This window comes from uncultured Bacteroides sp. (genome assembly GCF_905207245.1).
Taxonomy (GTDB): domain Bacteria; phylum Bacteroidota; class Bacteroidia; order Bacteroidales; family Bacteroidaceae; genus Bacteroides.
Genome location: NZ_CAJLKP010000010.1, coordinates 40,420 through 66,032 on the forward strand (window position 1 = coordinate 40,420; position 25,613 = coordinate 66,032).

The following is a 25,613-nucleotide window of genomic DNA, read 5'->3' on the forward strand; positions in this document are numbered from 1 at the left end:
GACTTTTAACGTAACCCGGCGTATGTACAGACCAGTTCTTTTTCTTTTCATTCTGTTACAAATCTGGCTTCCTTGCAGTCTGGCAGGGCAGAAGTCCGATTACAGGCTGTTTGATAATATCAGTCTGGGGACGGAAGCATCCGTTATCAGTTGCTTCCTGCAAGACACGCAAGGACTGATATGGATAGGTTCCAACAAAGGACTGTTCAGTTACGACGGCTATTCCTCACAACCGCATTTCACTTTCGGCGAGCGCAGCAATACGCGCATTTATTGCGGTGAAGTGGTGGACAGCACTTATCTCTATATGGGTGCGGACAATGGCTTGCTGATTTATAATTACCGGACAGACACCTACCAAGAACCGGAAGCGGACTTCCCGACCGACATACGCACACTGGCATTGCGTGACGGCGTGCTGTGGTTGGGAACACTTAACGGTCTCTACACCTACTCACCGGAAACCCGGCAGCTCTCCGCCATCACCGAAGGACTTCCGCATCAGACCATTTATTCCATTATCCGCGCCTCGGACGATAACCTCTACATTGGCACGTACAACGGCTGTTGCCGCTACATTCCCGCTACCGGACGCTTTGAAACCATAGACTTGCCCGTCACTCGTGGCCGAAGCAACCAGTTTGTCAATTCACTTCTGGAAGATACCGCACGCGGTTGTATCTGGATAGGCACAGAAGGATGTCTTTTCAAATACACCCCTGCCGATGGGCATACACGGCGGATAGATGCTTTTCATGATAACTCCGTCAAATCTCTGGCACTGGACGGAAACGGACAATTGCTGGTAGGTACCGATAATGGTCTGTACGTCTATCAGGAGGACGAACCTCTGTTGCACGTTGTTCATGACTCCCGAAACCTCCAGTCCCTTTCTAACAATATCATCTGGACCATCTTTGCCGACCGCGAGCATAACGTCTGGTTGGGTACGGATTACGGCATCTCCATGTCCCGCCATAACAGTGTGCTGCGTCATATCCCTATCTCGCAGATTACCGGAACAGGGGAGGGCAATCAGTTCTATTCCATGCTGCGTGATGCGCACGGAACTTATTGGTTTGGCGGCACCAACGGTCTCATTCGTTTCACCGCTCTTATGGATGGGGAACAGGACGTTGCCTGGTACAAGATGGGGGACCGGAAATATCCTTTGTCCCACAACCGGGTACGCCATCTTTACGAAGACCGTGAACAACAACTCTGGGTGGCTACGGATGGCAGCATCAGTCGTTACGACCCGGCGAAACGCCAGTTTATACATTATAATATAGTGGACAGCACCCGCCGCTACAACGCCAATTGGACGTATAGCCTTTTTGAAGACCGTGACGGGCAACTCTGGATAGCTACCTGCCTCGGTGGTATCTTCGTGGTGGATAAGGAAAACCTCATGCGTTCTTCCGGCGGACTCTACATGGCGGAGAAGACTTATTCCATCCACAACGGCTTGTCCGGCATGTTCATCAACCAGATGATTCCCGACCGGGAAGGGAATGTATGGGCATTGCTCTATAACAGTCCCAACAGCATCGAAAAGATAAATCCCCGTACAGGCGAAGTCACCCATATTGCCGCCGGTGAACTGAAAGGCGAGCGTACTCCCAACTTTATCCTTTGTGCCGAAGACGGCTACATCTGGATAGGTTTCCCCGGCGGAGTGATGCGCGTGACTCCCGAAAACGACAGTATCCGCATGCTGCCCTTTGATGCCTATAATCATTACGAAGTGCTTTCCATGGCCGAAGCCGACGGCCGCATCTGGATCTCTACCACAGATGGTTTCTGGGTAGCCGACCAACAGACTCTGGAAGTCCGCCGCCTGAATATCACCGACAAGCGTTTCACCAGCATGTTCTTTGATAAGACAAGCGGAGAATTCTATCTGGGCACTGCAGATGGTTTTGCCATCTCTTCACCCGAAGCCTTGTTGGCGGAACATCTTGAACAGCCTTTGATATTGACCGCCCTTTATGTCAACAACCAACTTTATCAGTCCGGGGCAGGGCAGGGGGAACAGGCGCCTGATGTGGCACAATCCGGGCAAAGCATCCGCTACTCACAACATATAAATCTGGACTACGACCAGAACAATCTTGCTTTTGAACTCTCCGACCTGCCTTATTCCCTTGAAGAGAAAAGCAAACTGTTGTATCGCCTGGAAGGTGTGGATCGTGAATGGAACCTACTGAAACCGAATACCAACCGGATTACTTACAACAATCTGAACTACGGTGACTACCGCCTGATAGTGAGTAAGCTGGATGCGCATGGCAAGCCGTCCGAAAAAACGTATGCATTGGACGTCCACATCATTCCGCCCTGGTACTACACCCCGTGGGCAAAGGCCGTTTATGTCTTGCTGTGCCTTGTCTTGATACTCTGGACAATCAACTTCTTCCGCGTGAAGAACCGTCTGAAGCTGGAGCGTCTGGAGAAAGAGAAAATCCTGGAGCAGTCTCAGGCTAAGATGGAGTTCTTCACAAATCTCTCCCACGACTTGAAAACTCCGTTGAGCATGATTATTGCGCCTATCAGCCGGATGCTCCCCGCCATCAAGAATCCGCAGGAGAAGAAGCAACTGGAACAGGTGCAGCACAATGCCATGAAGCTGAATTCGCTGATCCATCAGGGACTGGACTTCAACCGGGTGGATAGCGGCAACAATGCGCTGTTGATTTTGTCGCAAATAGAGTTGGTCTCCTTCGTGCGTGGATTGTTTGCTCTATATGCAGAAGAAAAGGCGAGGGAGAAACAACTCACATTTGACTTTCATACCGACCGGGAAAAGATATACATACAGATGGATGCCATAAAACTGGAATCCATTCTGGATAATCTTTTGTCCAACGCTGTGAAGTATACTCCGGAGGGTGGGAGCGTCACGCTTCGCCTGGAAATTCCCGGTGAGGAAAAAGATGTGCGTATTTCAGTTTCCGATACAGGTATCGGTGTGCCCCGTCAGGACCAGCCCTATATCTTCCAGCGCTTCTTCCAGTCGCCCAAGACGGCAGGAAAAAAGGAAGGGACAGGTATCGGACTTTATCTCGTAAAGACTTACACGGAATTGCATGGCGGCAGCGTATTGCTTACTTCGGAAGAAAATAAAGGGACTACCGTTACACTGAACTTACCGGTTGGCAGTCCGGAACAGATGTCGGTTGATGTGCTTTCCGAGTCTGTGGCTTCTGAACAGGAGACGGCGCTTGTTGAAGCAGAAACAGCAGCCTCCGTTTCTTCTTCTGCCGCAGAGGCAGCCAGCCCTGAAGCTCCGTTGATATTGATAGTGGATGACACTCCGGAAATAGCCGGGTTCATTTATCAGATACTGCACGCAAAATATCGTTGCCGTATAGCGGAGAATGGCAAGACAGGTATGGAGATGGCGATGGAATTATCTCCTGATCTGATTATTGCTGATGTCATGATGCCCGTAATGGACGGGCTTGAAATGGTGCGCCGCCTCAAAAAGCACATTCCTACTTCCACTATCCCCATTATCCTGTTGACGGCTAAGAGCGACAAGGAGACGGAGCTTGAAAGTATCCGGTTGAACATCGAGGCTTTCATTCCCAAGCCTTTTGAACCGGATATTTTGCTTTCGCGTGTACAGCAGTTATTGGTTGCCTGGGAGATGCACGAGACGAAAGCCCGCATCGAAGCCCTTGCCGCTCCGAAGGAAATCGAGGCTGTTTCCTACGATGAAAAGTTCCTGGCAAATATTATTCATTTGATTGAAGAGCATATTTCGGACTCGGAACTGAATGTGAATGCCCTCTGTGAATGGACGAGTACGAATAACAAGCAGATGTATCGCAAGATAAAACAACTCACCGGCATGACGCCTGTAGAGTATATCAAATCCATCCGCATGAAGAAAGCCGCCATGTTGTTGAAGCAACAAAAGTTCACGGTTGCCGAGGTGATGTACATGGTTGGTTTCTCCAATCATTCTTACTTCTCCAAGTGCTTTCAGTCGGAGTTTGGGGTGACGCCCAAGCAATATATTTAGTTTAGCTTTGCCAATTTTTTGCCATCGCAGTGGCAAAGTCTTGCCAATACGGTGGCAATCTTTTGCCACTGCGATGGCAAAAGATTGCTAATATAGTGGCAAGGAATTGGCCGTGTTAAGTGTTCAGGAACACCTCTGCTCCCAGCAGATTATTAAAGTAAGTGGCATTTCGTTCATCCTCCAGTCCTCCGTCGGGGGTGAATAATAGTTGATATCTGGTCTGTGTATTCGCCATCCCCACTATTACTGAAATCACCGATTGTTTTTCGGGAAACTGAACCAACGTCACATTTTGCACCATTCCGTCAGAATACTGGCTGGCGGCGAATGCATTATAAACTGCGGGGGGCACTTCATCCATAGTCTCCCAGTCAGTTTGTTTCATCGCCCACGAGGCATTGGCATTGAACCAGACTTTGGTGTCGAAGCCATTCAATATAAAGTCTGCCACATAATACGCTTCATCCCGGGTCCAGGCGACGTCCTTAGCTTCGGGATACATCTTTTTTAAAGCTTCCTGTACATTGACAGGAGCATAGTCGGCAAAAACCGGAACTGATGTCAGAAACATCAGAAGCAGGAAAGAAAACTTCAGCTTGTTCATACTCATAAAACTTTTTGGTTAGGTCTTGAAAAATACTTTTGTAGAGAACGGCATTTCATGTCTTTTGTTTGCTCATTTAACACAAATCGTTCTCACAAGGTGTTCTATGGTCGTCTCATGTCTCAATATTATCCTTTTATGTCCGAAATATACTTTCGTAAATTCCTTCTCTCCGCTACTTTTGCCAACAGAAAACCAACTTTAATTTGATGACATGAAGAGACACATTCTACTCCTGATTACTTGTTTGCTGATGGCAGTTGTCCCGGCACAAAACAAAGCATCCAAAAGCATCCCTACTGTTTACGTAGATGGTAACGGCATCATGCGCTGGTCCGATACCCGGAAAGAGGCCTCTTTCTTCGGAGTGAACTATACCCTGCCTTTTGCCCATGCTTACCGTGCAATGGGCTATCTGGGCATTGACCGCAAAGCTGCTATCGACCGTGATGTCTACCACTTTGCGCGTCTGGGACTGAATGCTTACCGCATCCACATCTGGGACGTTGAGATTTCCGATGGCGAAGGTAACCTGCTGGAGAACGAACATTTGGAACTGCTGGATTATCTTATCTTTAAATTGCAGGAACGTGGCATTCGCATCGTTATCACTGCTCAAACCAACTTCGGCAATGGCTATCCCGAGCGTAACCAGCCTACCGGCGGCTTTTCCTACGATTATGATAAATGTGCTGTTCATAGCGATGCAGAAGCTATTGCTGCGCAGGAAAAATACATTGCCGCTCTTGTGCGCCACGTCAATTCTTACACAGGCTATGCCTATAAAGACGATCCTTACATTGTAGGTTTTGAAATCAACAACGAACCTTGCCATCCGGGTACGATAGCTGAGACACGTGCTTATATCAACAAGATGTTATCTGCCCTGAAACGTGCAGGCAACCGGAAACCGGTATTCTATAATGTCAGCCACAATCAGCATGTGGTTGAAGCTTACTACGATACTGCTGTTCAAGGTACTACTTATCAATGGTATCCCGTCGGTCTTGTTTCCGGACATACCCGTAAAGGAAACTTCCTGCCTGCGGTAGACCGCTACGATATTCCTTTCTCCAATTTGAAAGGTTTCAATAAAAAGGCGCGTTTGGTTTATGAATTTGATCCTGCGGACAATCTCTATTCCTATCTTTATCCTGCCACTGTCCGCACTTTCCGTTCTGCCGGCTTCCAGTGGATTACACAGTTTGCGTATGATCCTATTGATATGGCGGCATATAATACCGAATATCAGACTCATTACCTGAATGTGGCTTATACTCCGAACAAGGCTCTTGGCTTGATGATTGCCGCAGAAGTGGCACAAAAAGTGGGCAGGGGAGAGAGCTTTGGAGGTTATCCGGCAGATACGCTGTTCAATGACTTCCGCGTCAGCTACGTACAGGATTTGAGTGAACTGAACGATGGAGAGAAATTCTACTATTCCAATACGACGCAGACCCTTCCGAAAGATGTTTCACGGCTTCGTGCCATTGCCGGATGTGGCAGTTCTCCCGTTGTCCGTTACGAGGGTACAGGTGCTTATTGGATAGATAAGTTGGAAGATGGTGTCTGGCGTCTGGAAGTTATGCCCGATGTGGTGCAGGTGAGCGATCCGTTTGCCAAACCTTCTTTGGATAAAGAAGTGATGCATATCATTTCCAATGCATGGGATATGGTATTGGATTTACCTGACTTGGGTAAACATTTCCAAATAAATGGATTAGATAAAGATAACTTCCGGCATAGTTCCGCCACGAACGGTACTATTTCCGCCCTTCGCCCCGGCGTTTATCTTTTGCAGCGCGAAGGCATATCCGCTTCCCGAACCTGGACTGCCGATACCCGTTGGCAAAACATCACTCTCGGCGAATACGTCTCCCCAACTCTACACTCTCAACCTTCAGACCTTGACTTCATAGTCAATCATTCTCCGGTGAGAACTGTTGATGCAGGCAAAGACCTGATCATACAAGCCACTATAGCCGGTAATGAACAGCCCGACTCCGTTATCATCTATACTGATAAAATCTCCTTTTGGAATGAAAAGAACCCATCTATAAAGATGAACTATGCAGGTGGTTACACTTATTGTGCCATTGTTCCTGCCTCAGATATAAAAGAAGGTTGTTTTAGGTATAACATCGTTGTTTGTCGGGGAGATAAACGACAGACATTCCCTTCCGGGGTAGCCAAGAGTCCGCTGGATTGGGACTATACTACGGCTACCCTGTGGGAGACGAATGTAGTTGCTTCTACGAAGTCACTTTCTTTACTGAAAGTGGGAGATACCGACAATAACCTGGAAGTCTATACCTTACCGGAGTGGAGCCGTACCAATCGTGAATTGATTGAGAATGCTCCGACGGAGAAACCGACTCTCCGCATTACTTTTGAGTCCAAGGACCCGAACCCGGTCTTCTTCCTTCGCCGCTATATTAAAGATGACATTAGCGGTCGTCCCGAACGTCTTGCCGCCAGCCATACCCTCTGCCTGCATGTGAAGAAGATGCCGGAAGGGCTTAAAGCAGGTTTCATTACTTCGGACGGATATACCTATCTTGCACCGTGTAAGGCTGTAACGGATGATATCATCCGAATTCCTCTCACGGAACTGCGACAGGCTAATACCGCCCTGTTGCCTCATGCCTATCCGGTTTTCCTCGACAATTATTTCCGTCCGCAAACGGAGATTCTTTTCCAGGTAGAAAAGATAGAAAGCCTTGAACTGTCCTTTGAAGGAACTGCCGGGAAACAGGCGGAAATAGAAATAGGCGGCATTTGGCTGGAATAAGTAACACTTTTAAATTAAATACCAAGTATGAGAAACAAAACCTTAAGACATCGCGTCACAGCTTTTTTATGCCTGCTGTGCATCGCACTATCAGCAATTATGAGCCCGCTTTCCGCTCAGGACGGAAGAAAAGTAACCGGGCATGTCGTAGACGACACGAACGAGCCCCTTATCGGTGCCAGTATTTTGGTGGTAGGCACCAGTACCGGCGTGATAACCGATCTTGACGGAAACTTTTCCATTGTTGTTCCTTCGGGAACTACCACTTTGCAAATCTCTTATGTGGGTTATGAAACTATGACTGTTCCCATTCCAAGTAATAATACTGTGAATGTAAAGATGAAAAGTGACTCTCAGGTACTGAGTGATGTGGTTGTCATCGGTTACGGAACAACCCGCAAAAGTGACCTGACGGGATCCGTCTCCAACGTCAGCAGCAAGGATTTCAATTCAGGACTGATTTCCTCGCCTGAGCAACTTATTAACGGTAAAGTATCCGGTGTACAGATTATGAGCAATAGTGGTTCACCCACAGCCGGAAGTACCATCCGTATCCGTGGCGGCGCTTCGCTGAATGCCAGTAACGACCCGCTTATCGTTCTGGATGGTGTGCCCCTCGAAACAGGTGGTATCAGTGGTAATGACGGTAACTTTTTGGCATTAATCAATCCGAGCGATATAGAAAGTATGACTATCCTGAAAGATGCTTCGTCCACCGCCATCTACGGTTCGCGCGCATCAAACGGTGTCATTATCATTACTACCAAGAAAGGAAGTACTGACCGTATGAAAGTGAGTTTCACAACTACCAATTCCATACAGACCCGTACTAAATTGAACGATATGCTCTCACGCGAAGAGTTCATCAATGTAGTCAATACTCAGGGTTCGGATGCACAGAAAGCCTTGTTGGGTAATACCTACACGGATTGGAACGATGAAATCTATCATAATGCTTTCGGTACGGACAATAATCTCAGCCTGTCCGGCCGTCTGGCAAAGAACTTTCCTATCCGTGTGTCAATAGGTTATTATAACCAGGATGGTTTGGTGAAGACGGACAATGCAGAGCGCATCACAGGAAGTGTATCCTTATCTCCCAGTTTCTTTGATGACCATCTGAAACTGAACTTCAATGTGAAAGGTTCGCGTAACGATAACCGTTTCGCCAATTCAAATGCCATTTGGAATGCAGCAACCTGGAATCCTACCATCCCGGTTTATTCGGGCAACGATACGTTTGGCGGATACACCGAGGCCACTGACAATGTAGGGCAGTTGGTTACAGGTGGTACGGTCAATCCTTTGGGGGCTCTCAAACAATATAAATCAACCAGCCGTGTCTCCCGCTTGGTCGGTAACTTTGATGTGGACTACAAAATGCACTTCCTGCCCGAATTGAAATTTCATGCTACTTTGGGGTATGATTATGCCAAGGGACAAGGCAAAATATATGTTCCGGCTGAGGCAGCCCAGTATGCGACAACTAACGGGCGTGATTATAAATATGGCCCGCAAAAGAACACCAACCGCCTGCTGACTACTTATTTCAATTACAATAAATACCTTGACTCTTGGAAGAGCAGTATTGATGCCACTGTGGGATATGATTATCAATACTGGAAGAGTACTTCCCCTCAATACAGTGAACTGAGCACATTAGGCGAGATACAAAGTACGACTGCCGCTTCCGACGAGCGCCATGTGCTTCTCTCTTACTATGCGCGTCTGAACTATACTTTTGATTCGCGTTATATGCTGACGGCCACCATGCGTCGTGATGGTACCTCTCGTTTCAGCAAAGATAACCGTTGGGGAACTTTCCCCTCTGTAGCTCTGGCCTGGAGAGTCAGTGAAGAGGCTTTCCTGAAAGACAATGCAGTGTTGAGTAACCTGAAACTCCGTGCCAGTTACGGTGTCACCGGTCAGCAGGATGGCATTGGTAACTATAATTACCTGCCCGTTTATACTGCCAGTCAGAGTGGGGCGGAAGCACAGTTCGGCAATCAGTACATCACCACCTACCGTCCTGAGGCTTATGTCTCTAATTTGAAATGGGAGACTACTACCGCCTGGAATGCCGGTTTTGATTTTGGCTTCCTTGAAGACCGTATTACCGGTAGCTTTGATTACTATACCCGCCAGACCAAGGACCTGTTGGCTACTGTTGCCTCTCCCGCCGGTACTAATTTCGATAAGAATATCCTGACCAATGTGGGTAATGTAGATAGTCAGGGTATTGAAGTTTCCCTGAACGCCAGCCCCATTCAAAGCAAGAACTGGAACTGGGATGTCAGCTTCAACATGACCTGGCAAAAGATGAAAGTCAAGAACCTCTCTCTGGTAGAAGGTGGTGCTGCCACCAACATCTCGGCCGGTGCCTCCATTGACGGACAAAATGTGCAGGTGTTGAGCGAAGGCTACGAACCTTATATGTTCTACGTCTATAAACAGCTTTACGATGCCGAAACCGGCAAACCCATCGAGGGAGCTTATGCCGACCTGAATGGGGATGGTGAGATAAACTCAGGTGACCTCTATCGCTATAAATCACCTACACCCGACTTTATCTTCGGCTTCAGTACTTCGTTGAATTATAAGAAGTGGACGCTGAGCACCAGCCTTCGTGCCAATGTGGGGAATTACGTATATAACGGTATGGCTATGAACACCGGTGCCTGGGAGACGATGAGCTATAATGCGTTCCAGTTGAATAACGTGCACAGCAGTTATCTGGAAACCGGTTTCCAGAGGCGCCAGCACTTATCGGACTATTATGTGGAGAACGGCTCATTCCTGAAAATGGATAACCTGTCACTATCTTACAACTTTGGCCGTGTATGCCGTTGGCTCAGTTTGAATGCCAGTGTCATGGTGCAAAACGTATTTTGTATAACCAAGTATTCGGGTGTTGATCCGGAGGTTCCGAGTGGAATGGATTCTTCTTTCTATCCCCGTCCGCGTACTTACTCACTCAGCCTAGGACTTGAATTCTAATCTTTACCATTAAAAACAAGACATATCGTATGAAAAAGATATTCTATACCGTACTGCTTTTTGCCGGTACACTATTCACAACCTCCTGTTTGGACGACCTCAACCAGTATCCGCATACGGAAACCACTTCGGCTGATGTCTATACGTCTGCAGCCAACTATAAAGCCGTCTTAGGAAAACTTTATGTATCTTTCGTCATTGCCGGACAAGAAAAAGGCGGCGGAGATAAAGACCTCGACAGTAACTTCGGTTACGATTATATGCGCTGTTATTTCAATATGCAGGAGTGTGGCACCGATGAGTTGGTTTACACCTGGCTGGGAGGCGAAAAAATGAGTGGGCTTACTTATCTGAGTTGGGATGCCAATGATGCGTGGGTGTCCGATACATATTATCGCATTTACTATACCATAGCACTTTGCAATGAATTCCTGCGTAATGCCACCGACGGGCAGATTGAAAAATTCAGTGAGGGTGAGCAGGCGGAAATACGCCATTATCGGGCTGAAGCCCGTTTTCTCCGTGCATTGGCATACTATCATGCACTCGATCTTTATCGCAACATACCTCTCGTCACCGAGAATGATCCTGTAGGCGGCTATCTGCCGCCGCGCTACACTGCTACGCAAATGTTCGAATATCTGGAGACGGAATTGAAAGATGTGGATGCAGACTTGCTGGACCGCACAGAATGTGAATACGGCCGTGCCTGCAAACAAGCCGCTTATGCCCTGTTGGCACGCTTATATCTCAATGCGGAAGTTTATACGGGTACTGCCCATTGGACAGATTGCATCACCTACTGCAACGAAATCCTGAAAGCGGGTTATACGCTGGAAGGTGATTATGCCAAACTATTCAATGCCGACAACCATAACCGTACCAATGAAATCATCTATGCTTTTCCGGTGGATGCAACACACACCGTATCGTGGGGAGCAACTACTTATATCATCTGCGGAGGCGTGAATAACACTTCCGATACTCAGGTACCTTCCGATTACGGTGTATCTTCCGGTTGGGGTAATTTCCGCCTGCGAGGCGAACTTCCCGACCTTTTCAGTGATGGTGATGGCCGGGGGATGTTCTATACTGAAGGACAAACCAAAACAATAGATGTGGTGGAAAACCAAAGCAACGGTTATCTTCCGGAGAAATGGACTAACCTGACTGATGCGGGCGAAGCCGCTTCCAATAGCAACGACGGTGGTGTGAATACCGATTTCCCGGTTTTCCGTCTGGCGGATGTCTATCTGATGTTGGCTGAGGCTGTAGTGAGAGGGGGAGAAGGCAGCAGCCGTTCCACAGCTTTAGGTTATGTCAACGACTTGCGCAGACGTGCCTTTGGCAACGATTCAGGGAATATTACCGACGGACAGTTGACCGCCGACTTTATTCTTGACGAGCGTGCCCGTGAGCTCTATCTGGAGTGTGTCCGCCGCACGGATCTGATACGTTACGGCAAGTTTACTACTTCCAGCTATCTGTGGCAGTGGAAAGGCGGTGTGATGAACGGACAGGCAGTAGACAACAAATATAACATTTATCCTATTCCGTCCACCGAACTGACGGCTAACCCGAATCTTTATAACGAAAACTATTAATTCTATACTATATGAAGACAATGAAGAATTTCCTTCTCCTTCTTGCGGCAGTCTTTAGTTTTGCCTCTTGCGAAAAGGATGAAGACAAAATATATCTGAGCAGTATTGAATCCGGTGAACTGGTTGCGACGGAAAGTACAGTCGTCTTGTCGCAGGAAAACAGTAATGACATTGTCCTGTCTTTGGCATGGACGAAAGATGCCTTGCAGATCAGCGACCCTGCTTTGTCGGCTATTGATGTGACCATCCAGACCTTGCAGGTTTCCACTACTCAGGATTTCTCGGGTGTGGTGAGCGAAAATGTAGAAACTTCCCTCTCGAAGGCTTATACCGGTGCTGCCTTAAATGCTCTGGCCAAGAATATCGGTGCCAATCCTGATGTGGCGAATAACGTTTATTTCCGGCTTGCTGCGCAGACGGGAAAGAATATGACCCCTGTTTACTCTAATGTAGTTACAGTAGCGGTCACTCCCTATACGATTGACATGAGTCTGGGGTATATTCTTAATGCCGATAAGGCAGAAACCGGTGTGACACTCTATTCGGCTGCTTCCGACGGACAATATCTGGGTTTCATGGGAGCCACTGCCTGGTACAACTTCTTTATGAAAGAAGGGGATGGAACGGTTTGGGGTAATGATGGCGTAACTGGAACGGCCTTCCTGATGTCTTCGGAAGAATCCTCCTGGAACTTCTGGTTCCCCGGAATGGGCGGTTGTTATTATGTGGATGCAAACACTAACAAGAAAGCTTGGTCGACCCTTTACATACCGTCTCTTACGCTTACAGGAGATGTGGCAGGTACAATGACTTTTGATCGTCCGAATGTGAAATGGACGTATGCATTTAGTGCTGCACAGGCGGGAAATATTACATTCAAGGTAAACGGAACCGGTCGTCTATACGATTCTTCTACGGGCACCGAGGGTTCGGATAGTGATGCCAACTTAGGAATTGAAACTCCTGTAAGTTTTGCGCAAAACGGAGAAAATCTTATCTTTGGCGGAGAAGCGGGTAATATCACTGTGAATGTTCCGGCAGCGGGAGAATGTACTTTGGTTATTGATTTGAGCAATCCGAAACAGTGGACGGTAGAAGTAACCAGTGGCAGTGCCGAGCCCGAACCGGTGAGAGAGACTCTTTATATGCTGGGTATCAGTGAAGGAGAAGGTGACTGGAACTTCAATAACTACCTGCGGCTTTATGATGAGGATAATCTGGGATATGCCGGTGTGGCGGATGTTAATTCTCCCTGGGGATATCAGATTGCAATAGAAGAAGGTAATTGGGGAGATGTTTATAAATTGGGCGAAGGCGATGCCAATGCCGGAACGTTAGCTTTTAATGCGGAGAACAATATTCCTGCACCGGATGGCGGTCTTTACTTCTTTGATGTATCATTGAAAGCGTTGACTTATAAATTGACGGCTATAGGCAATGAAATTTATGTTGCCGGTCTCAACAAACTGGAAGATGAAGACTGGACTTTTGAGCCATTACCCGCTACAGCTACCGGTGGTGTATATAGTGGTAGTATTACTATCACACAACCGTCTGCCTGGGGATTTAAGATTTATCTTTTTAACGGAGACTGGAATTACGTTTATGGCGGAAGTGCCGGGAAACTCTATTACAAGAGCAATAACGGCATCACGGATGATGCCACGCTGGCACCGGGCACATACACTCTGACTGTAGATTTAATTAATGCAACCTATACTATTAAATAAAGGATATCAATTATGAAATTAATGAATATATTATTAGCCGGCTTGCTCCTTTGGGGAGCAGCCGCTTGCAGTGACGATGATAAACCGACATTTCCCGAAGAACCGACTTATGACATGACCGGCTTTGCCAAAGGTGCCGATGTCAGTTGGTTGACACAGATGGAAGCGTCGGGAAAGAAGTTCTACAACGCTTCCGGTCGTGAAACGGAGTGTATGACTTTATTGCGTGACCTGGGCATGAACTCCATCCGCCTGCGTGTATGGGTGAATCCTTCGGATGGTTGGTGCAATAAGAGTGATGTTGTGGCGAAAGCCTGGCGTGCCCATCAACTGGGTATGCGGGTGATGATTGACTTCCATTACAGTGATGTATGGGCAGATCCGGGTAGCCAGTATAAGCCTGCCGCCTGGGTGGGACTTTCGCTTGATGAACTGAAGACAGCAATTGCCGACCATACCAAAGATGTGCTGAATGCCTTGAAAGAGAAAGGTATTACTCCCGAATGGGTGCAGGTGGGTAATGAGATTACTCCCGGTATGTTGTGGGATGAGGATGCCACGGTGAGTGGTGCCACCTATGACGTTCCGAAGGAGGGCGTGACTTATGCGAAAAATGAGAAGAACTTTGCAGATTTTATCACAACCGGTTCGAATGCAGTGAAAGAGGTATTCCCCAATGCAAAAGTTATTGTACATTTGCATGATGGAAACAACAACGGTACCTATCGCTGGATATTCGATATTCTGAAAGCCAATAATACTCCTTATGATGTCATAGCTATGTCCCTTTATCCCGGAACAGATAACTGGCAAGAGATGGTTGCCGCCTGTGTGGCCAATATGGAGGATATGGTGAGCCGCTATAATAAGGAGGTTATGATTGCCGAAGTCGGTATGCCGTGGGATGAGCCTGGGATCTCAAAATCTTGCCTGACCGAGCTGATTGCCAAATCTAAAGCAATCGAACAGTGTCTCGGCATCTTCTATTGGGAACCGCAGTCTTATGGCAGTTGGAACGGATATACGTTGGGAGCTTTTGATGAAAGCGGTAAACCGACTGTTGCACTGGACGCATTTAATCAATAATATACCATCATGAAAAAACTATCGACTTTATTCTTAATGACCTTACTCGCTGCCTCCCTGCAAGCGCAACGCAGCGAGTCTCTTCTTGAGAAGAACTGGAAATTCACCAAAGGCGAAGTTCCGGAAGCTATGAAACCGGAGTTTGACGACCGCAAGTGGGAAACCGTAACCGTGCCTCACGATTGGGCCATCTTCGGTCCCTTCGACCGCAGTAACGACTTGCAGGAAGTAGCGGTGACACAGAACTTTGAGAAGAAAGCCTCTGTCAAGACCGGACGCACAGGAGGGCTTCCTTATGTGGGTATCGGCTGGTATCGTACAACTTTTGATGTCACTGCCGATAAGCAGACCACTCTTGTTTTTGATGGAGCCATGAGCGAAGCTCGTGTTTACGTCAATGGGCAGGAAGCCTGTTTCTGGCCGTTCGGTTATAATTCTTTCCATTGCGATGTCACTTCTCTTTTGAATAAAGACGGTAAGAACAATACTCTTGCTGTTCGTTTAGAAAACAAACCGCAGTCTTCCCGTTGGTATCCCGGAGCCGGGCTTTATCGTAATGTGCGTGTAGTGACTACCGAGAAAGTGCATGTTCCCGTATGGGGCACGCAACTGACTACACCTCATGTTTCCGATGAGTATGCTTCGGTTCGTTTGTTGACTACCATTGCCAATGATGAGGGGAAAGATATCCGTATCGTTACGGAGATTATTTCACCGGATGGTAAAGTCGTAGCAACTAAGGATAACACCCGTAAGATTAATCACGGTCAGCCTTTTGAGCAAAACTTCCTGGTCGATGCACCTTGTTTGTGGTCACCGGAGACACCTTATTTATATAAGGCAGTTTCTAAAATCTATGCTGATGGCAAACAAACGGATGAATACACTACCCGTTTCGGTATCCGTAGCATAGAAATCATAGCTGATAAGGGTTTCTTTCTGAATGGTAAGCATCGTAAATTTCAGGGCGTATGCAACCATCATGACCTTGGTCCGCTGGGTGCTGCTATCAACGTTGCTGCTTTGCGCCGCCAGCTCACTATGCTGAAAGATATGGGTTGCGATGCTATTCGCACCGCTCACAATATGCCTGCGCCGGAGTTGGTGCAGCTTTGTGATGAAATGGGCTTCATGATGATGGTGGAACCTTTTGACGAGTGGGACATTGCCAAATGCGAGAACGGTTATCACCGTTATTTCAATGAGTGGGCGGAGCGCGATATGATAAATATGCTGCATCAGTTCCGCAATAACCCTTGTGTAGTGATGTGGAGCATTGGTAACGAGGTTCCCACCCAGTGCAGCCCCGTAGGCTATAAAGTGGCTTCTTTCCTGCAAGACATCTGCCACCGTGAAGACCCGACACGTCCCGTAACTTGTGGTATGGACCAGGTGACTTGTGTCTTGAAGAATGGTTTTGCCGCCATGATTGATGTTCCCGGTTTCAATTACCGTGCGCATCGTTATTTGGAGGCTTATGAACAATTGCCGCAGAACATTGTGCTTGGGTCGGAAACCTCTTCCACTGTAAGTTCCCGTGGTGTATATAAATTCCCGGTAGAGAAGCGTGGTGATGCAAAGTATGAGGATCATCAATCTTCCGGTTATGACCTGGAACACTGTGCATGGTCTAATGTCCCCGACGAAGACTTTGCTCTTGCCGATGATTATGACTGGACTATCGGGCAGTTTGTCTGGACAGGCTTTGATTATCTGGGTGAACCTTCGCCTTATGATACTGATGCATGGCCGAGCCATAGCTCGCTGTTTGGCATCATCGACCTTGCCAGCCTGCCCAAAGACCGTTACTATCTGTATCGCAGCCTTTGGAACAAGCAAGCTAATACTCTCCATGTCCTTCCTCACTGGACTTGGCCGGGTAGGGAAGGGGAGAACACTCCTGTGTTTGTCTATACGAGCTATCCGTCGGCCGAGCTTTTTGTTAATGGTAAGAGTTTTGGCAAACAGCGTAAACTCACTGCCGAAGAGAGTAAAGCTTTGCAAGGCAAAGATGCGCTTGCTTTGCAGCGTCGTTACCGCCTGATGTGGATGGATGTTCCTTATGAACCGGGTGAAGTGAAAGTGGTCGCATACGATGCTTCCGGCAAATCCGTAGAGGAAAAAGTAATCCGTACCGCCGGTAAACCTCACCATCTGGAAGTGATTGCCGACCGCAACCAACTTACAGCCGATGGCAAGGATTTGGCTTATATCACTGTCCGCATAGTTGATAAAGACGGTAATCTTTGTCCTGCTGATAGCCGACTTGTTAATTTCACCGTGAAAGGTGCCGGTAGTTATCGTGCCGCTGCTAATGGCGATGCCATTTCGCTCGACTTATTCCATTTACCGAAGATGCCCGCCTTCAGCGGTCAGTTAACGGCAATTGTGCAAACGGCTGAACAACCCGGTGAAATCGTTTTCGAGGCTAAGGCTAAAGGGGTGAAATCTGGTAAGATTGTGCTGAGTACTTCAAAATAGTCGTATAACATCTGATTTAAGAAAATTTTCTATCCCCACCATGCATTTATATGTACTACAAATGCATAGTGGGGATGAATAATATCTATTCGTTGGTTTTAAAAGGGAAGTATATATTCTATGCTATTGATTTGTTCCAATATGTCTATCTTGCTGTTGTCTGTATAGAACGGCAGAATGAAATGGATGAAAGCTTCCTCTACTTCTTTATTGGGAAATCCTAAGCGATACATGCCGAAGCGTTCATCATATCCTTTAATCGTAAGATATCCACTCTGATAAATCACCGGAATAGGATTGGTAGATTCGGAATCAATGTTGTTCAATACTTGGGCATCGGTTTCTTCATGTGCCATCCGTTCGAGGTCATAATGATGCTTCTTTAGTAGTTTTACCAGATAGGTGGGTGTACCCGTTTCAAACCAATAACTTTCGAACTCCTTGCGTTTGAAGGCATTGAGCAGACTGAACGGATTGTACATGCCGATGGAATTATGCGTGAAATGATAACCGTCATAGTTTTCTTTGAGTTCAGTGCATAGTTTCTCATAGGTTATTTTCCGTGCGGCGGCAAATTCATGAAGTTCAGCTTCCAGGTTGTTGTGAATTTCCCGTTCGCTGATGCCGCAGATTTCAATGTATTCATTCCACATCGAGATATCATCCAGATTATTCAGATCACTGAATACACTTACCTTTCCGAATTTGGTTACGCCGGTCAGGAAGGCAACTTTATATAACCGTCCTTCGTCTTGAGCGCTCCATAGAAGGGCTTCAAGGTATTGCGGAATTGCTCTTGCAGCTTTTCGTTTCCAATGGCTTGCAGCATGGGTTTATCATATTCGTCCACGAGAATAACTACACGCTGTCCTGTTTGTTCGCACGCACGTTGAATGATGCCGGCAAAACGCAGTGAGAAGGACGTCTCGGAGGGACGGGTTCCATACAGGCTTTCCCAATATGCCAAATTATCGTTCAGTATTTTGTCCAGGCTTTCCGGTGTGTCGTATTTCTCGATATTGAGATCCAAGTGCAGTATCGGATGCTTTATCCAGTCTTTTTCCAACTTTTCCATAGCCAGCCCGCTGAATAATTCCTTCTTCCCTTGAAAGTAAGCTTCCAGCGTAGAGATGAGCAGGCTCTTGCCGAAGCGGCGCGGACGGCTCAGGAAGTAATAACGTCCGGTTTTTTACCATTTGATAAATCAGTGCTGTCTTATCAATATAGAAATAGCCGTCCTGGCGGAGACTTTCAAAGTTCTGTATTCCTATGGGATAAATCTTATTGCTCATATTCTTCTATTTTTGTACATCAATACACAAAAGTACTTAGTTTCTGTTTTATTCTCGGTATTAAAGAGGGAAATTTAATGCAGGGTACAGAATGTAAATGTGAACAGTGTATGTAAGATACGAGGTATCAGAGCCGTATCAAAGCCGTACCAGGTCCGTATCATCTCCGTGTCTATAGGAAGGGATCAGATACGGAGATAGTACGGAGCTGATACGGAGACGCTACGGAGATTGCATGGAGGTTGCATGGAGATGCTATGGAATTGAATATGTGTTTGTATTTGATTTCTTTGTCGTTTTGACAAATTGTATTTTAAGTTGGCTGAGAATCCATTGTCTCTGTCCTGATGTTGGTGAAAGCTGAAATATACGAATGAAAGTAAGTAAGTGGCAGATTGATTGGCTAATATCGAAATTCTTACATTTATTCTGGAGTAGAAGCTCCCTTGAAAGTTACTCCTATAAGTGAAATCGTGATTCAAATAAGTGTTTCAACCGGAAGTAGTAACCATATTGCCCATAAGTAGTAACCATATTACTTATAAGTAGTAACCATATTGCCCATAAGTAGTAACCCTTTTCTGCATAAAGTGCTTTCAAAGTTGTAAGTATATACGGTAATAGCGAATTCTTATTCTTTATTTATTCATGGAATATGCCGGAATGTAGTTCTGAATTTTTGTTTGTGTTATGGAAAGTATGTAAATGTAATCATTGTGAGGGTAAATTGTAAAATTAGGCTCCGTTTTGATATTTCATGAAGTTTTCCTATTTGAAAATGCTTAATATATCTATCAGATCTTCTTTTGAAATATAGATTCTTTATCTGACTGTAGTTGTACAATTCCGTGCAATCGTTTGCACTGTTGCTATTGCATATTTCTTATGTTTCTTATATTTTAATATTTATATAAAGCATATTTTTGTTGCGTCATGTTATAGATACCTTATAAAAGAAAAAGTAATCAAGAGATAATTTCGAATATATAATATAGGTAATTAATATTGTTAACTTTAATTTTTTAAATGCATGAAGCAAGTTAATCTTAGAATCTGTCGAATGATTCTTCCCCTATTGATGGGGTTATTCTTGTCTGTTAGCGCTTATGCACAGAATATCACCGTGAAAGGGCATGTGAAAGATGCTACGGGGTTGGAAGTGATAGGCGCAAATGTCGTAGAGAAAGGTAATACCTCCAATGGTACAATCACTGATCTTGATGGAAACTTTACGTTGAGCGTTCCTAAAGGTGCTACATTAACAATATCTTTTATTGGATATCAGACACAAGAGGTAGCAGCTGCTCCCATGGTGATGGTGACACTAAAAGATGATGCTGAATTGTTGAGTGAAGTTGTAGTTGTAGGTTATGGTCGTACAAAGAAAGATGACCTTACAGGTTCGGTAACGGCAATCAAACCGGATGAACTGAGTAAAGGTATTACCAACAATGCACAGGATATGTTGGTTGGAAAAGTTGCCGGTGTTGATGTTATTACTTCGGGTGGTACTCCGGGTGCCGGTGCTCAAATTCGCGTGCGTGGTGGATCTTCTCTTAATGCCTCAAACGACCCGTTGATTGTAATTGATGGTCTGACTATCGATAACAATACTCCAAAGGGAATGAGTAACCCTTTGGCTATGGTTAATCCGAATGATATTGAAACCTTTACGGTTTTAAAGGATGCCTCTGCTACTGCCATTTACGGTAGCCGTGCTTCAAACGGTGTTATCATTATTACTACCAAAAAAGGTAAGAGCGGTTCTGCTCCCAAAGTCTCTTACAATGGTGACATGACGATTTCTATGATTCAGAAAAAGTATGATGTGCTTAATGGTGATGAATTCCGTACACTTGTTAATAACATTTGGGGCGATAAGGCCGGTGAAGTTGGTATGGGTAATGCTAATACTGATTGGCAGGATCAGATTTTCCGTACTGCCATCTCTCACAGTCATAATGTGTCTGTATCCGGTGGTTTGAAGAACATACCTTATCGTTTGAGCTTGGGGTATAACTCTTCTGATGGTATCGTTGAAACTTCATGGATGCGTCGTGCCAACGTTGGTTTGAATCTTTCTCCCTCTTTCTTCAATGATCACCTCAACTTGAAGATTAATGCTAAGTACATGTATGAGAAAGACCGTTATGCCGATGCAGGAGGTGCAATAGGCTCTGCCCTTTCAATGGATCCCACGCAGCCCGTATATTTCGATGCTGACGATCCCCGTGCTCCTTTTTTTGGTGGTTATTTCCAACATTCGCAGTCACCTAAAGACTTCAATGCTGAATGGAAGTATACGAATAATCCCAATGCTCCTCAGAACCCTCTGGCTTTGTTGAAGCTTAAAGATGTACAGGCTGCTGCCAATGACTTTACGGGCAACTTTGATGTGGACTATAAGATACATGGCTTTGAAGATTTGCGTTTGCATGCCAGCTATGGAGGTCAGTATACCGAGAGCAAACAAGATGATGTAATTTCCAAGTACGCTTATTCTAATAACTATTATGGCTGGAATGGTGTGACGCAGACTTATAAATATAGCATCACTGCTAATGCTTATGCTCAGTATGTGAAGGAAATTGGCGCTCACAATTTCGATATAATGGTTGGTGCTGAAGAAAGTCATTTCCACCGTAGTGGTTACGATTATGGTCAAGGTACCGATCCTTACGATGGTACTCCTCATGATGCCAAATTAAGAGAAGAACAAGCATGGGCTACGCACAACTCTTTAGTTTCTTATTTCGGTCGTCTGAACTATACATTGCTCAACAGATATATGCTTACTGCTACATTCCGTGCCGATGGTTCTTCCCGTTTCTCAAGTGATAACAGGTGGGGATACTTCCCTTCTGTGGCATTGGCGTGGAAAATCAATGAAGAGGCATTTATGAAGAATCTTACTTGGTGGAATGAATTCAAACTTCGTTTGGGATGGGGTATGACAGGTCAGCAGGACATTAATTCTGATTTCGGTTATGAAACTCACTATACTTCAAGCGACTCTTTCGCTCAGTATCCTTTTGGTGATACTTACTATGGCACTATGCGTCCGTCGGCTTATAACCCTGATTTGAAGTGGGAGACTACAACTACTTATAATGCCGGTTTAGATTTGGGTTTCCTGAATAACCGTATTACAGCTAATATTGATGGTTACTACCGTGAAACCAAAGATTTGCTGAACTCTATCACTATTCCTGTAGGTATGCAATTTGGTTCTCAACTGACTAAGAATATCGGTTCGTTGAAGAATTACGGTGTGGAGTTTTCTATCAATGCAAAACCTATTGTTACTAAGGACTTTACTTGGGATGTAAGCTATAATATTGCTTGGAACCATAATGAGATTACTGACTTGGTGGATGGCGATGCAGGTTATTATGCATGGTCGGGAGATAAGATCAGCCGTGGTAACAATACCTTGATTCAGGCAAATACTGTAGGTAAAGCAACTAACTCATTCTTTGTGTATCAGCAAGTATATGATGAGAATGGTAAACCTATTGAAGGTATGTACGTAGACCGTGATGGCAATGGACGTATCGATAATGGTGACCGTTATTTCTACAAGAAACCTTCTGCTGATGTCATCATGGGTCTCACCACAAAATTCCTTTATAAAAATTGGGATTTGAGTATGTCTTTCCGTGCCTCTATTGGTAATTATGTATATTACGATTTCTTGTCGAACCGTGCGGTGGTCAGCCAGTCCGGTCTGTATTCTAACAGTGCCCTGCATAACTCTACTGCTGAGGCTGTAGCACTGGGTTTCACTGGTATAGGAGTGGGTAATGACAACTATTTAAGCGATTATTTCGTACGTAATGCTTCTTATCTGAAATGTTCGAACGTTACTTTGGGCTATTCTTTCCCTGCTTTGTTTAAGGTGGCAGGTCATGAAACTTGCTCCGGTCGCGCATTCTTAACTGCTCAAAACCCCTTCATTATCTCTAAGTATAAAGGCATCGACCCTGAAGTGGCAAGCGGAATTGATTCTAATCCCTATCCGCGTCCTTTCAGTATTCAAATTGGCTTAAGCCTGAATTTTTAACCTATTAAATGCATATAATGATGAAACATATATTTTTGAAAACAGCCCTTGCAGCCCTTCTTATGGGTGGAGTGGCAACGTCGTGCATCAACGACTTGAATATTTCGTCTATCGACCCGCAGTCCAGTTCTACTTATGGGGATATGGAACTGTTGGCGAAAATTTACAGTACGCTGGGTCTGACAGGGCAAAAAGGTCCTGCGGGCAGTGGCGATATCAGTAGTGATGAAGGTGAAAGCGGATTCTACCGTACTACGTTCAATTTGCAGGAACTTTGTACCGATGAGTGCCTTTGGGCTTGGCAAACTGATGCTGATATTCCTCAAATCACCAATATTGACTGGACGGCTTCATCTGTTCGCGTGCAATGGGCATTCCAGCGTCTGGCTTTCGATGTGACACTTTGTAATTTCTATCTCACCAACACCGAGGATAAGGCTGAAGAGGCTGACTATAAACAGTATCGTGCCGAGGTTCGCTTCTTACGTGCCCTTCACATGTGGTACTTCCTTGACCTTTGGGGAAAGGCTCCTTTCAAGACTACGTATGACATTTATGAGTTGCCCGTAGAGAAAGCCGGTAAAGAACTTTATGACTGGATTGACAAGGAATTGACCGAAATAGAACCGGATCTTGCCGAAGTAGGTGCATTCAATAACTCTTCTAACTTTGGACGTGCCGACAAAGGTGCCGCTTATATGCTCCATGCCCGTTTGGCTCTGAACTCTGCTGTTTATACAAAAGGTGCGGTAAAAGACTATCAGAAGGCTATTGACTATTGTGATTTGCTTGATGGGAAATATGAACTTTCTAAAGCTGAAAAGAATGGCTATACTGGTTATGAACAGGTGTTTATGGCCGATAATGACCAAAATCCGCAAGCTATGAAAGAAATCATTCTGCCTATTCGTCAGGATGGTGCTAAAACAAAATGTTATAGTGGCGCTAACTATTTGGTAAGTTCTACCCGTATCACCGGAATGCCTTATATGGGTACTTCTAATGGTTGGAGTTGCAACTTCTCCCGTGCGGCTTTGGTTAAGAAATTCTTCCCTACTATCGAAGATTGTCCGCTTGCTACTGAAAAAGCCCCCGATGGAGCTACTGAGGCTCAAATTATCGCACTTGATGAAGCCGCAGGTACTACTACAAGAGATGTTCAGGAGAAAGCCAACGACCATCGTGCACTGTTCTATTCTGGTTGTGGTGGTGGACTTCGTAAGTTACAGGCTGAACAGATTGCAGGCTTTAACTCCGGTCTTTCTATTGTGAAATGGAGTAACATTCGCACGGATGGTGCATCGACTTCACATAATGAATTCCCCGATGTGGATATTCCTTTGATGCGTTATGCTGAAATGTATCTGACTCGTGCAGAGGCTAAGTTCCGTCTGACTGGTGACCCACAACAAGCGCGTGCTGATATTGAAGTTTTGCGTAGCCGTGCAGGTGCTTCTACTCCTGCTACCATTACCGAACAATATATTATTGATGAATGGTGTCGTGAGTTCTATATGGAAGGTCGTCGCCGTAGTGATTTGATCCGTTTCGGTCTTTTTACAGGTGACAAATACATTTGGGATTTCAAGGGTGGTGTAGCAGAAGGAAAGAGCGTGGAAGATTTCTTCAACGTGTATCCTATTCCGGCTGATGACATCAATGGTAATAAGAACTTGACTCAAAACCCGCGTTATTAATAGAATTTATTATTGAATTTACTAAAATCGAAACAATAATATGAAAAAGATACTGTTAGGAATGTTGCTGCCCGTTCTTACTTTGGTGTTGGTCACCTCATGTGAGAAAGATATGGATAGCAATCCTACATTCCACGAAAATACTACAGGATTTGTATTGAATATGCCTGCCAACGCAGCCAATAATGTATTGGACTTGCTGAATACTGATGAACTCACTTTTACTACCAGTCAACCGGATTACGGTGGTATACCTTTGAGTACTAACTATGATGTAGAGATTTCTTTTGAAGATTTCAGTGCAGAAGAACCGGTGTACAAAGTTGTGACAAGCTCTACTTCTGCTGCGATTAAAGTATCGGGTAGTAGATTGAACGATGCTGTAATTACTATGTTCCAGGATGCCAATGAGGGAGTGACATATCCTTCTGATGAAGTGAAAGATCTCTATGTACGCTTACATGCCAATGTTAATGGCATGGACTTGGGGAATTGTTACTCTAATGTTATCAAGATTCAAGTGATAGCTACTTATAAGGCTCCGAGCATCAAACTACCTGAAAATATTTTTGTTGCTGGATCAAGTATCGGTGACCCTTGGAAAACTTGGAAGCCTTTTGTCGGAGTTTATGGCCTTGAAGGTAATTATTTTACTGTGGTATATATTCCTGATGGTGGTGCATTTAAATGGGGTACTTATGCTGAGCAGTGGTTAGGTTATGCTGATGTGAATGTGTATAATGATGAGGCTGGTGCCGGACTTTCCGATGATGGCGGTAATATTAAAGTTGCGAAGGGTGGTTGGTACACTCTGTACTTTAAAGCCAAGATTAATGGCGAGGCTATTGACTATACGCTTAGTGTTTACAAAGCAGCTTTCTATATTACAGGTAATGCTAACGCTGGTGGCTTCGACACTCCGTCAGAAATGACTGCTCCAACTGATGACAGTGGGGTATGGGTATCTCCCGAATTTGCCGGTGGAGGTGAGATGCGTGCGTACACTCAAGTTGGTACCTTTGACTGGTGGCGTACAGAGTTTACCCTTTTTGATGGAAAACTGTTCTGGCGTGCTGTTGATATACCTAATAATTGGGCTGAAAATGTAGGTGCTGATTATAGTGTTACTCCGAAGGCCGGTCAAAAACTCTACTTGACTATTGGTACTCCCGGTGTGGATGCCATTGAGAAGGGCGAAGTGAAATAACCTGATTTATAATCTTATTTTAAAAAGAAAA

At 45.5% G+C, this 25,613-nt stretch carries 11 protein-coding genes and 2 pseudogenes; 10 read left to right on the plus strand and 3 right to left on the minus strand.

Going from position 1 to position 25,613, the window contains the following annotated elements:
- The first annotated feature begins 22 nt into the window (after positions 1-22).
- Positions 23-4,030, plus strand: coding sequence for a hybrid sensor histidine kinase/response regulator transcription factor (locus QZ135_RS05170; RefSeq protein WP_294606501.1), 4,008 nt, complete (start codon positions 23-25; stop codon positions 4,028-4,030).
- A gap of 115 nt (positions 4,031-4,145) precedes the next feature.
- Here QZ135_RS05170 and QZ135_RS05175 read toward each other — a convergent pair whose 3' ends face one another.
- Positions 4,146-4,634 carry a PepSY-like domain-containing protein gene (locus QZ135_RS05175; protein WP_294606503.1) on the minus strand — a complete coding sequence of 163 codons (489 nt, stop codon included), beginning with the start codon at positions 4,632-4,634 and terminating at the stop codon, positions 4,146-4,148.
- A gap of 214 nt (positions 4,635-4,848) precedes the next feature.
- On the opposite strand from QZ135_RS05175, the gene QZ135_RS05180 reads away from it, so the two are divergent.
- From QZ135_RS05180 to QZ135_RS05205, 6 genes are read left to right on the plus strand one after another with little or no spacing between them, the layout of a single operon-like run.
- A complete protein-coding gene (locus QZ135_RS05180) occupies positions 4,849-7,425 on the plus strand; it encodes a hypothetical protein (RefSeq protein WP_294606505.1) in 2,577 nt (858 codons plus the stop codon).
- 27 nt (positions 7,426-7,452) lie between these two features.
- Entirely contained in the window at positions 7,453-10,422 is a 2,970-nt protein-coding gene (locus QZ135_RS05185; RefSeq protein WP_294606507.1) for a TonB-dependent receptor, read from the plus strand.
- A 29-nt stretch (positions 10,423-10,451) separates the two neighbouring features.
- Complete coding sequence (locus tag QZ135_RS05190) at positions 10,452-12,026, plus strand: RagB/SusD family nutrient uptake outer membrane protein (protein WP_294606509.1); 1,575 nt, start codon at positions 10,452-10,454, stop codon at positions 12,024-12,026.
- Between the two features lie 11 nt (positions 12,027-12,037).
- Positions 12,038-13,756, plus strand: coding sequence for a DUF5114 domain-containing protein (locus tag QZ135_RS05195; protein ID WP_294606511.1), 1,719 nt, complete (start codon positions 12,038-12,040; stop codon positions 13,754-13,756).
- Between the two features lie 12 nt (positions 13,757-13,768).
- Positions 13,769-14,842, plus strand: a complete 1,074-nt coding sequence (locus QZ135_RS05200) for a glycosyl hydrolase 53 family protein (protein ID WP_044263324.1) — start codon at positions 13,769-13,771, stop codon at positions 14,840-14,842.
- Between the two features lie 9 nt (positions 14,843-14,851).
- Complete coding sequence (locus QZ135_RS05205; RefSeq protein WP_294606514.1) at positions 14,852-17,323, plus strand: glycoside hydrolase family 2 TIM barrel-domain containing protein; 2,472 nt, start codon at positions 14,852-14,854, stop codon at positions 17,321-17,323.
- 98 nt (positions 17,324-17,421) lie between these two features.
- Here QZ135_RS05205 and QZ135_RS24870 read toward each other — a convergent pair.
- Positions 17,422-18,491: pseudogene (locus QZ135_RS24870) on the minus strand (AAA family ATPase).
- Between the two features lie 13 nt (positions 18,492-18,504).
- Positions 18,505-18,615 (minus strand): annotated as a pseudogene (locus QZ135_RS24875) (AAA family ATPase); the annotation flags it as partial.
- A 1,030-nt stretch (positions 18,616-19,645) separates the two neighbouring features.
- On the opposite strand from QZ135_RS24875, the gene QZ135_RS05220 reads away from it, so the two are divergent.
- From QZ135_RS05220 to QZ135_RS05230, 3 genes are read left to right on the plus strand one after another with little or no spacing between them, the layout of a single operon-like run.
- Positions 19,646-22,678: a TonB-dependent receptor gene (locus QZ135_RS05220; protein ID WP_294606515.1), complete on the plus strand. Its 3,033-nt coding sequence runs from the start codon at positions 19,646-19,648 to the stop codon at positions 22,676-22,678.
- Positions 22,679-22,698: 20 nt separating this feature from the next.
- The gene (gene susD / locus QZ135_RS05225; RefSeq protein ID WP_294606517.1) at positions 22,699-24,375 is read left to right on the plus strand and encodes a starch-binding outer membrane lipoprotein SusD; all 1,677 of its coding nucleotides are present in this window, start codon (positions 22,699-22,701) and stop codon (positions 24,373-24,375) included.
- Between the two features lie 40 nt (positions 24,376-24,415).
- Complete coding sequence (locus tag QZ135_RS05230) at positions 24,416-25,582, plus strand: SusE domain-containing protein (protein ID WP_294606519.1); 1,167 nt, start codon at positions 24,416-24,418, stop codon at positions 25,580-25,582.
- The last annotated feature ends 31 nt before the right edge of the window (positions 25,583-25,613 follow it).

What these genes read in the sequence shown, in the direction of transcription:
- QZ135_RS05190 (WP_294606509.1), top strand. Translation starts at nt 10,452, where the DNA reads ATGAAAAAGATATTCTATACCGTACTGCTTTTTGCCGGTACACTATTC.
- QZ135_RS05195 (WP_294606511.1), top strand. Translation starts at nt 12,038, where the DNA reads ATGAAGACAATGAAGAATTTCCTTCTCCTTCTTGCGGCAGTCTTTAGT.
- QZ135_RS05230 (WP_294606519.1), top strand. Translation starts at nt 24,416, where the DNA reads ATGAAAAAGATACTGTTAGGAATGTTGCTGCCCGTTCTTACTTTGGTG.
- QZ135_RS05220 (WP_294606515.1), top strand. Translation starts at nt 19,646, where the DNA reads ATGAAGCAAGTTAATCTTAGAATCTGTCGAATGATTCTTCCCCTATTG.
- QZ135_RS05180 (WP_294606505.1), top strand. Translation starts at nt 4,849, where the DNA reads ATGAAGAGACACATTCTACTCCTGATTACTTGTTTGCTGATGGCAGTT.
- susD (WP_294606517.1), top strand. Translation starts at nt 22,699, where the DNA reads ATGAAACATATATTTTTGAAAACAGCCCTTGCAGCCCTTCTTATGGGT.
- QZ135_RS05200 (WP_044263324.1), top strand. Translation starts at nt 13,769, where the DNA reads ATGAAATTAATGAATATATTATTAGCCGGCTTGCTCCTTTGGGGAGCA.
- QZ135_RS05185 (WP_294606507.1), top strand. Translation starts at nt 7,453, where the DNA reads ATGAGAAACAAAACCTTAAGACATCGCGTCACAGCTTTTTTATGCCTG.
- QZ135_RS05170 (WP_294606501.1), top strand. Translation starts at nt 23, where the DNA reads ATGTACAGACCAGTTCTTTTTCTTTTCATTCTGTTACAAATCTGGCTT.
- QZ135_RS05175 (WP_294606503.1), bottom strand. Translation starts at nt 4,634, where the DNA reads ATGAACAAGCTGAAGTTTTCTTTCCTGCTTCTGATGTTTCTGACATCA.
- QZ135_RS05205 (WP_294606514.1), top strand. Translation starts at nt 14,852, where the DNA reads ATGAAAAAACTATCGACTTTATTCTTAATGACCTTACTCGCTGCCTCC.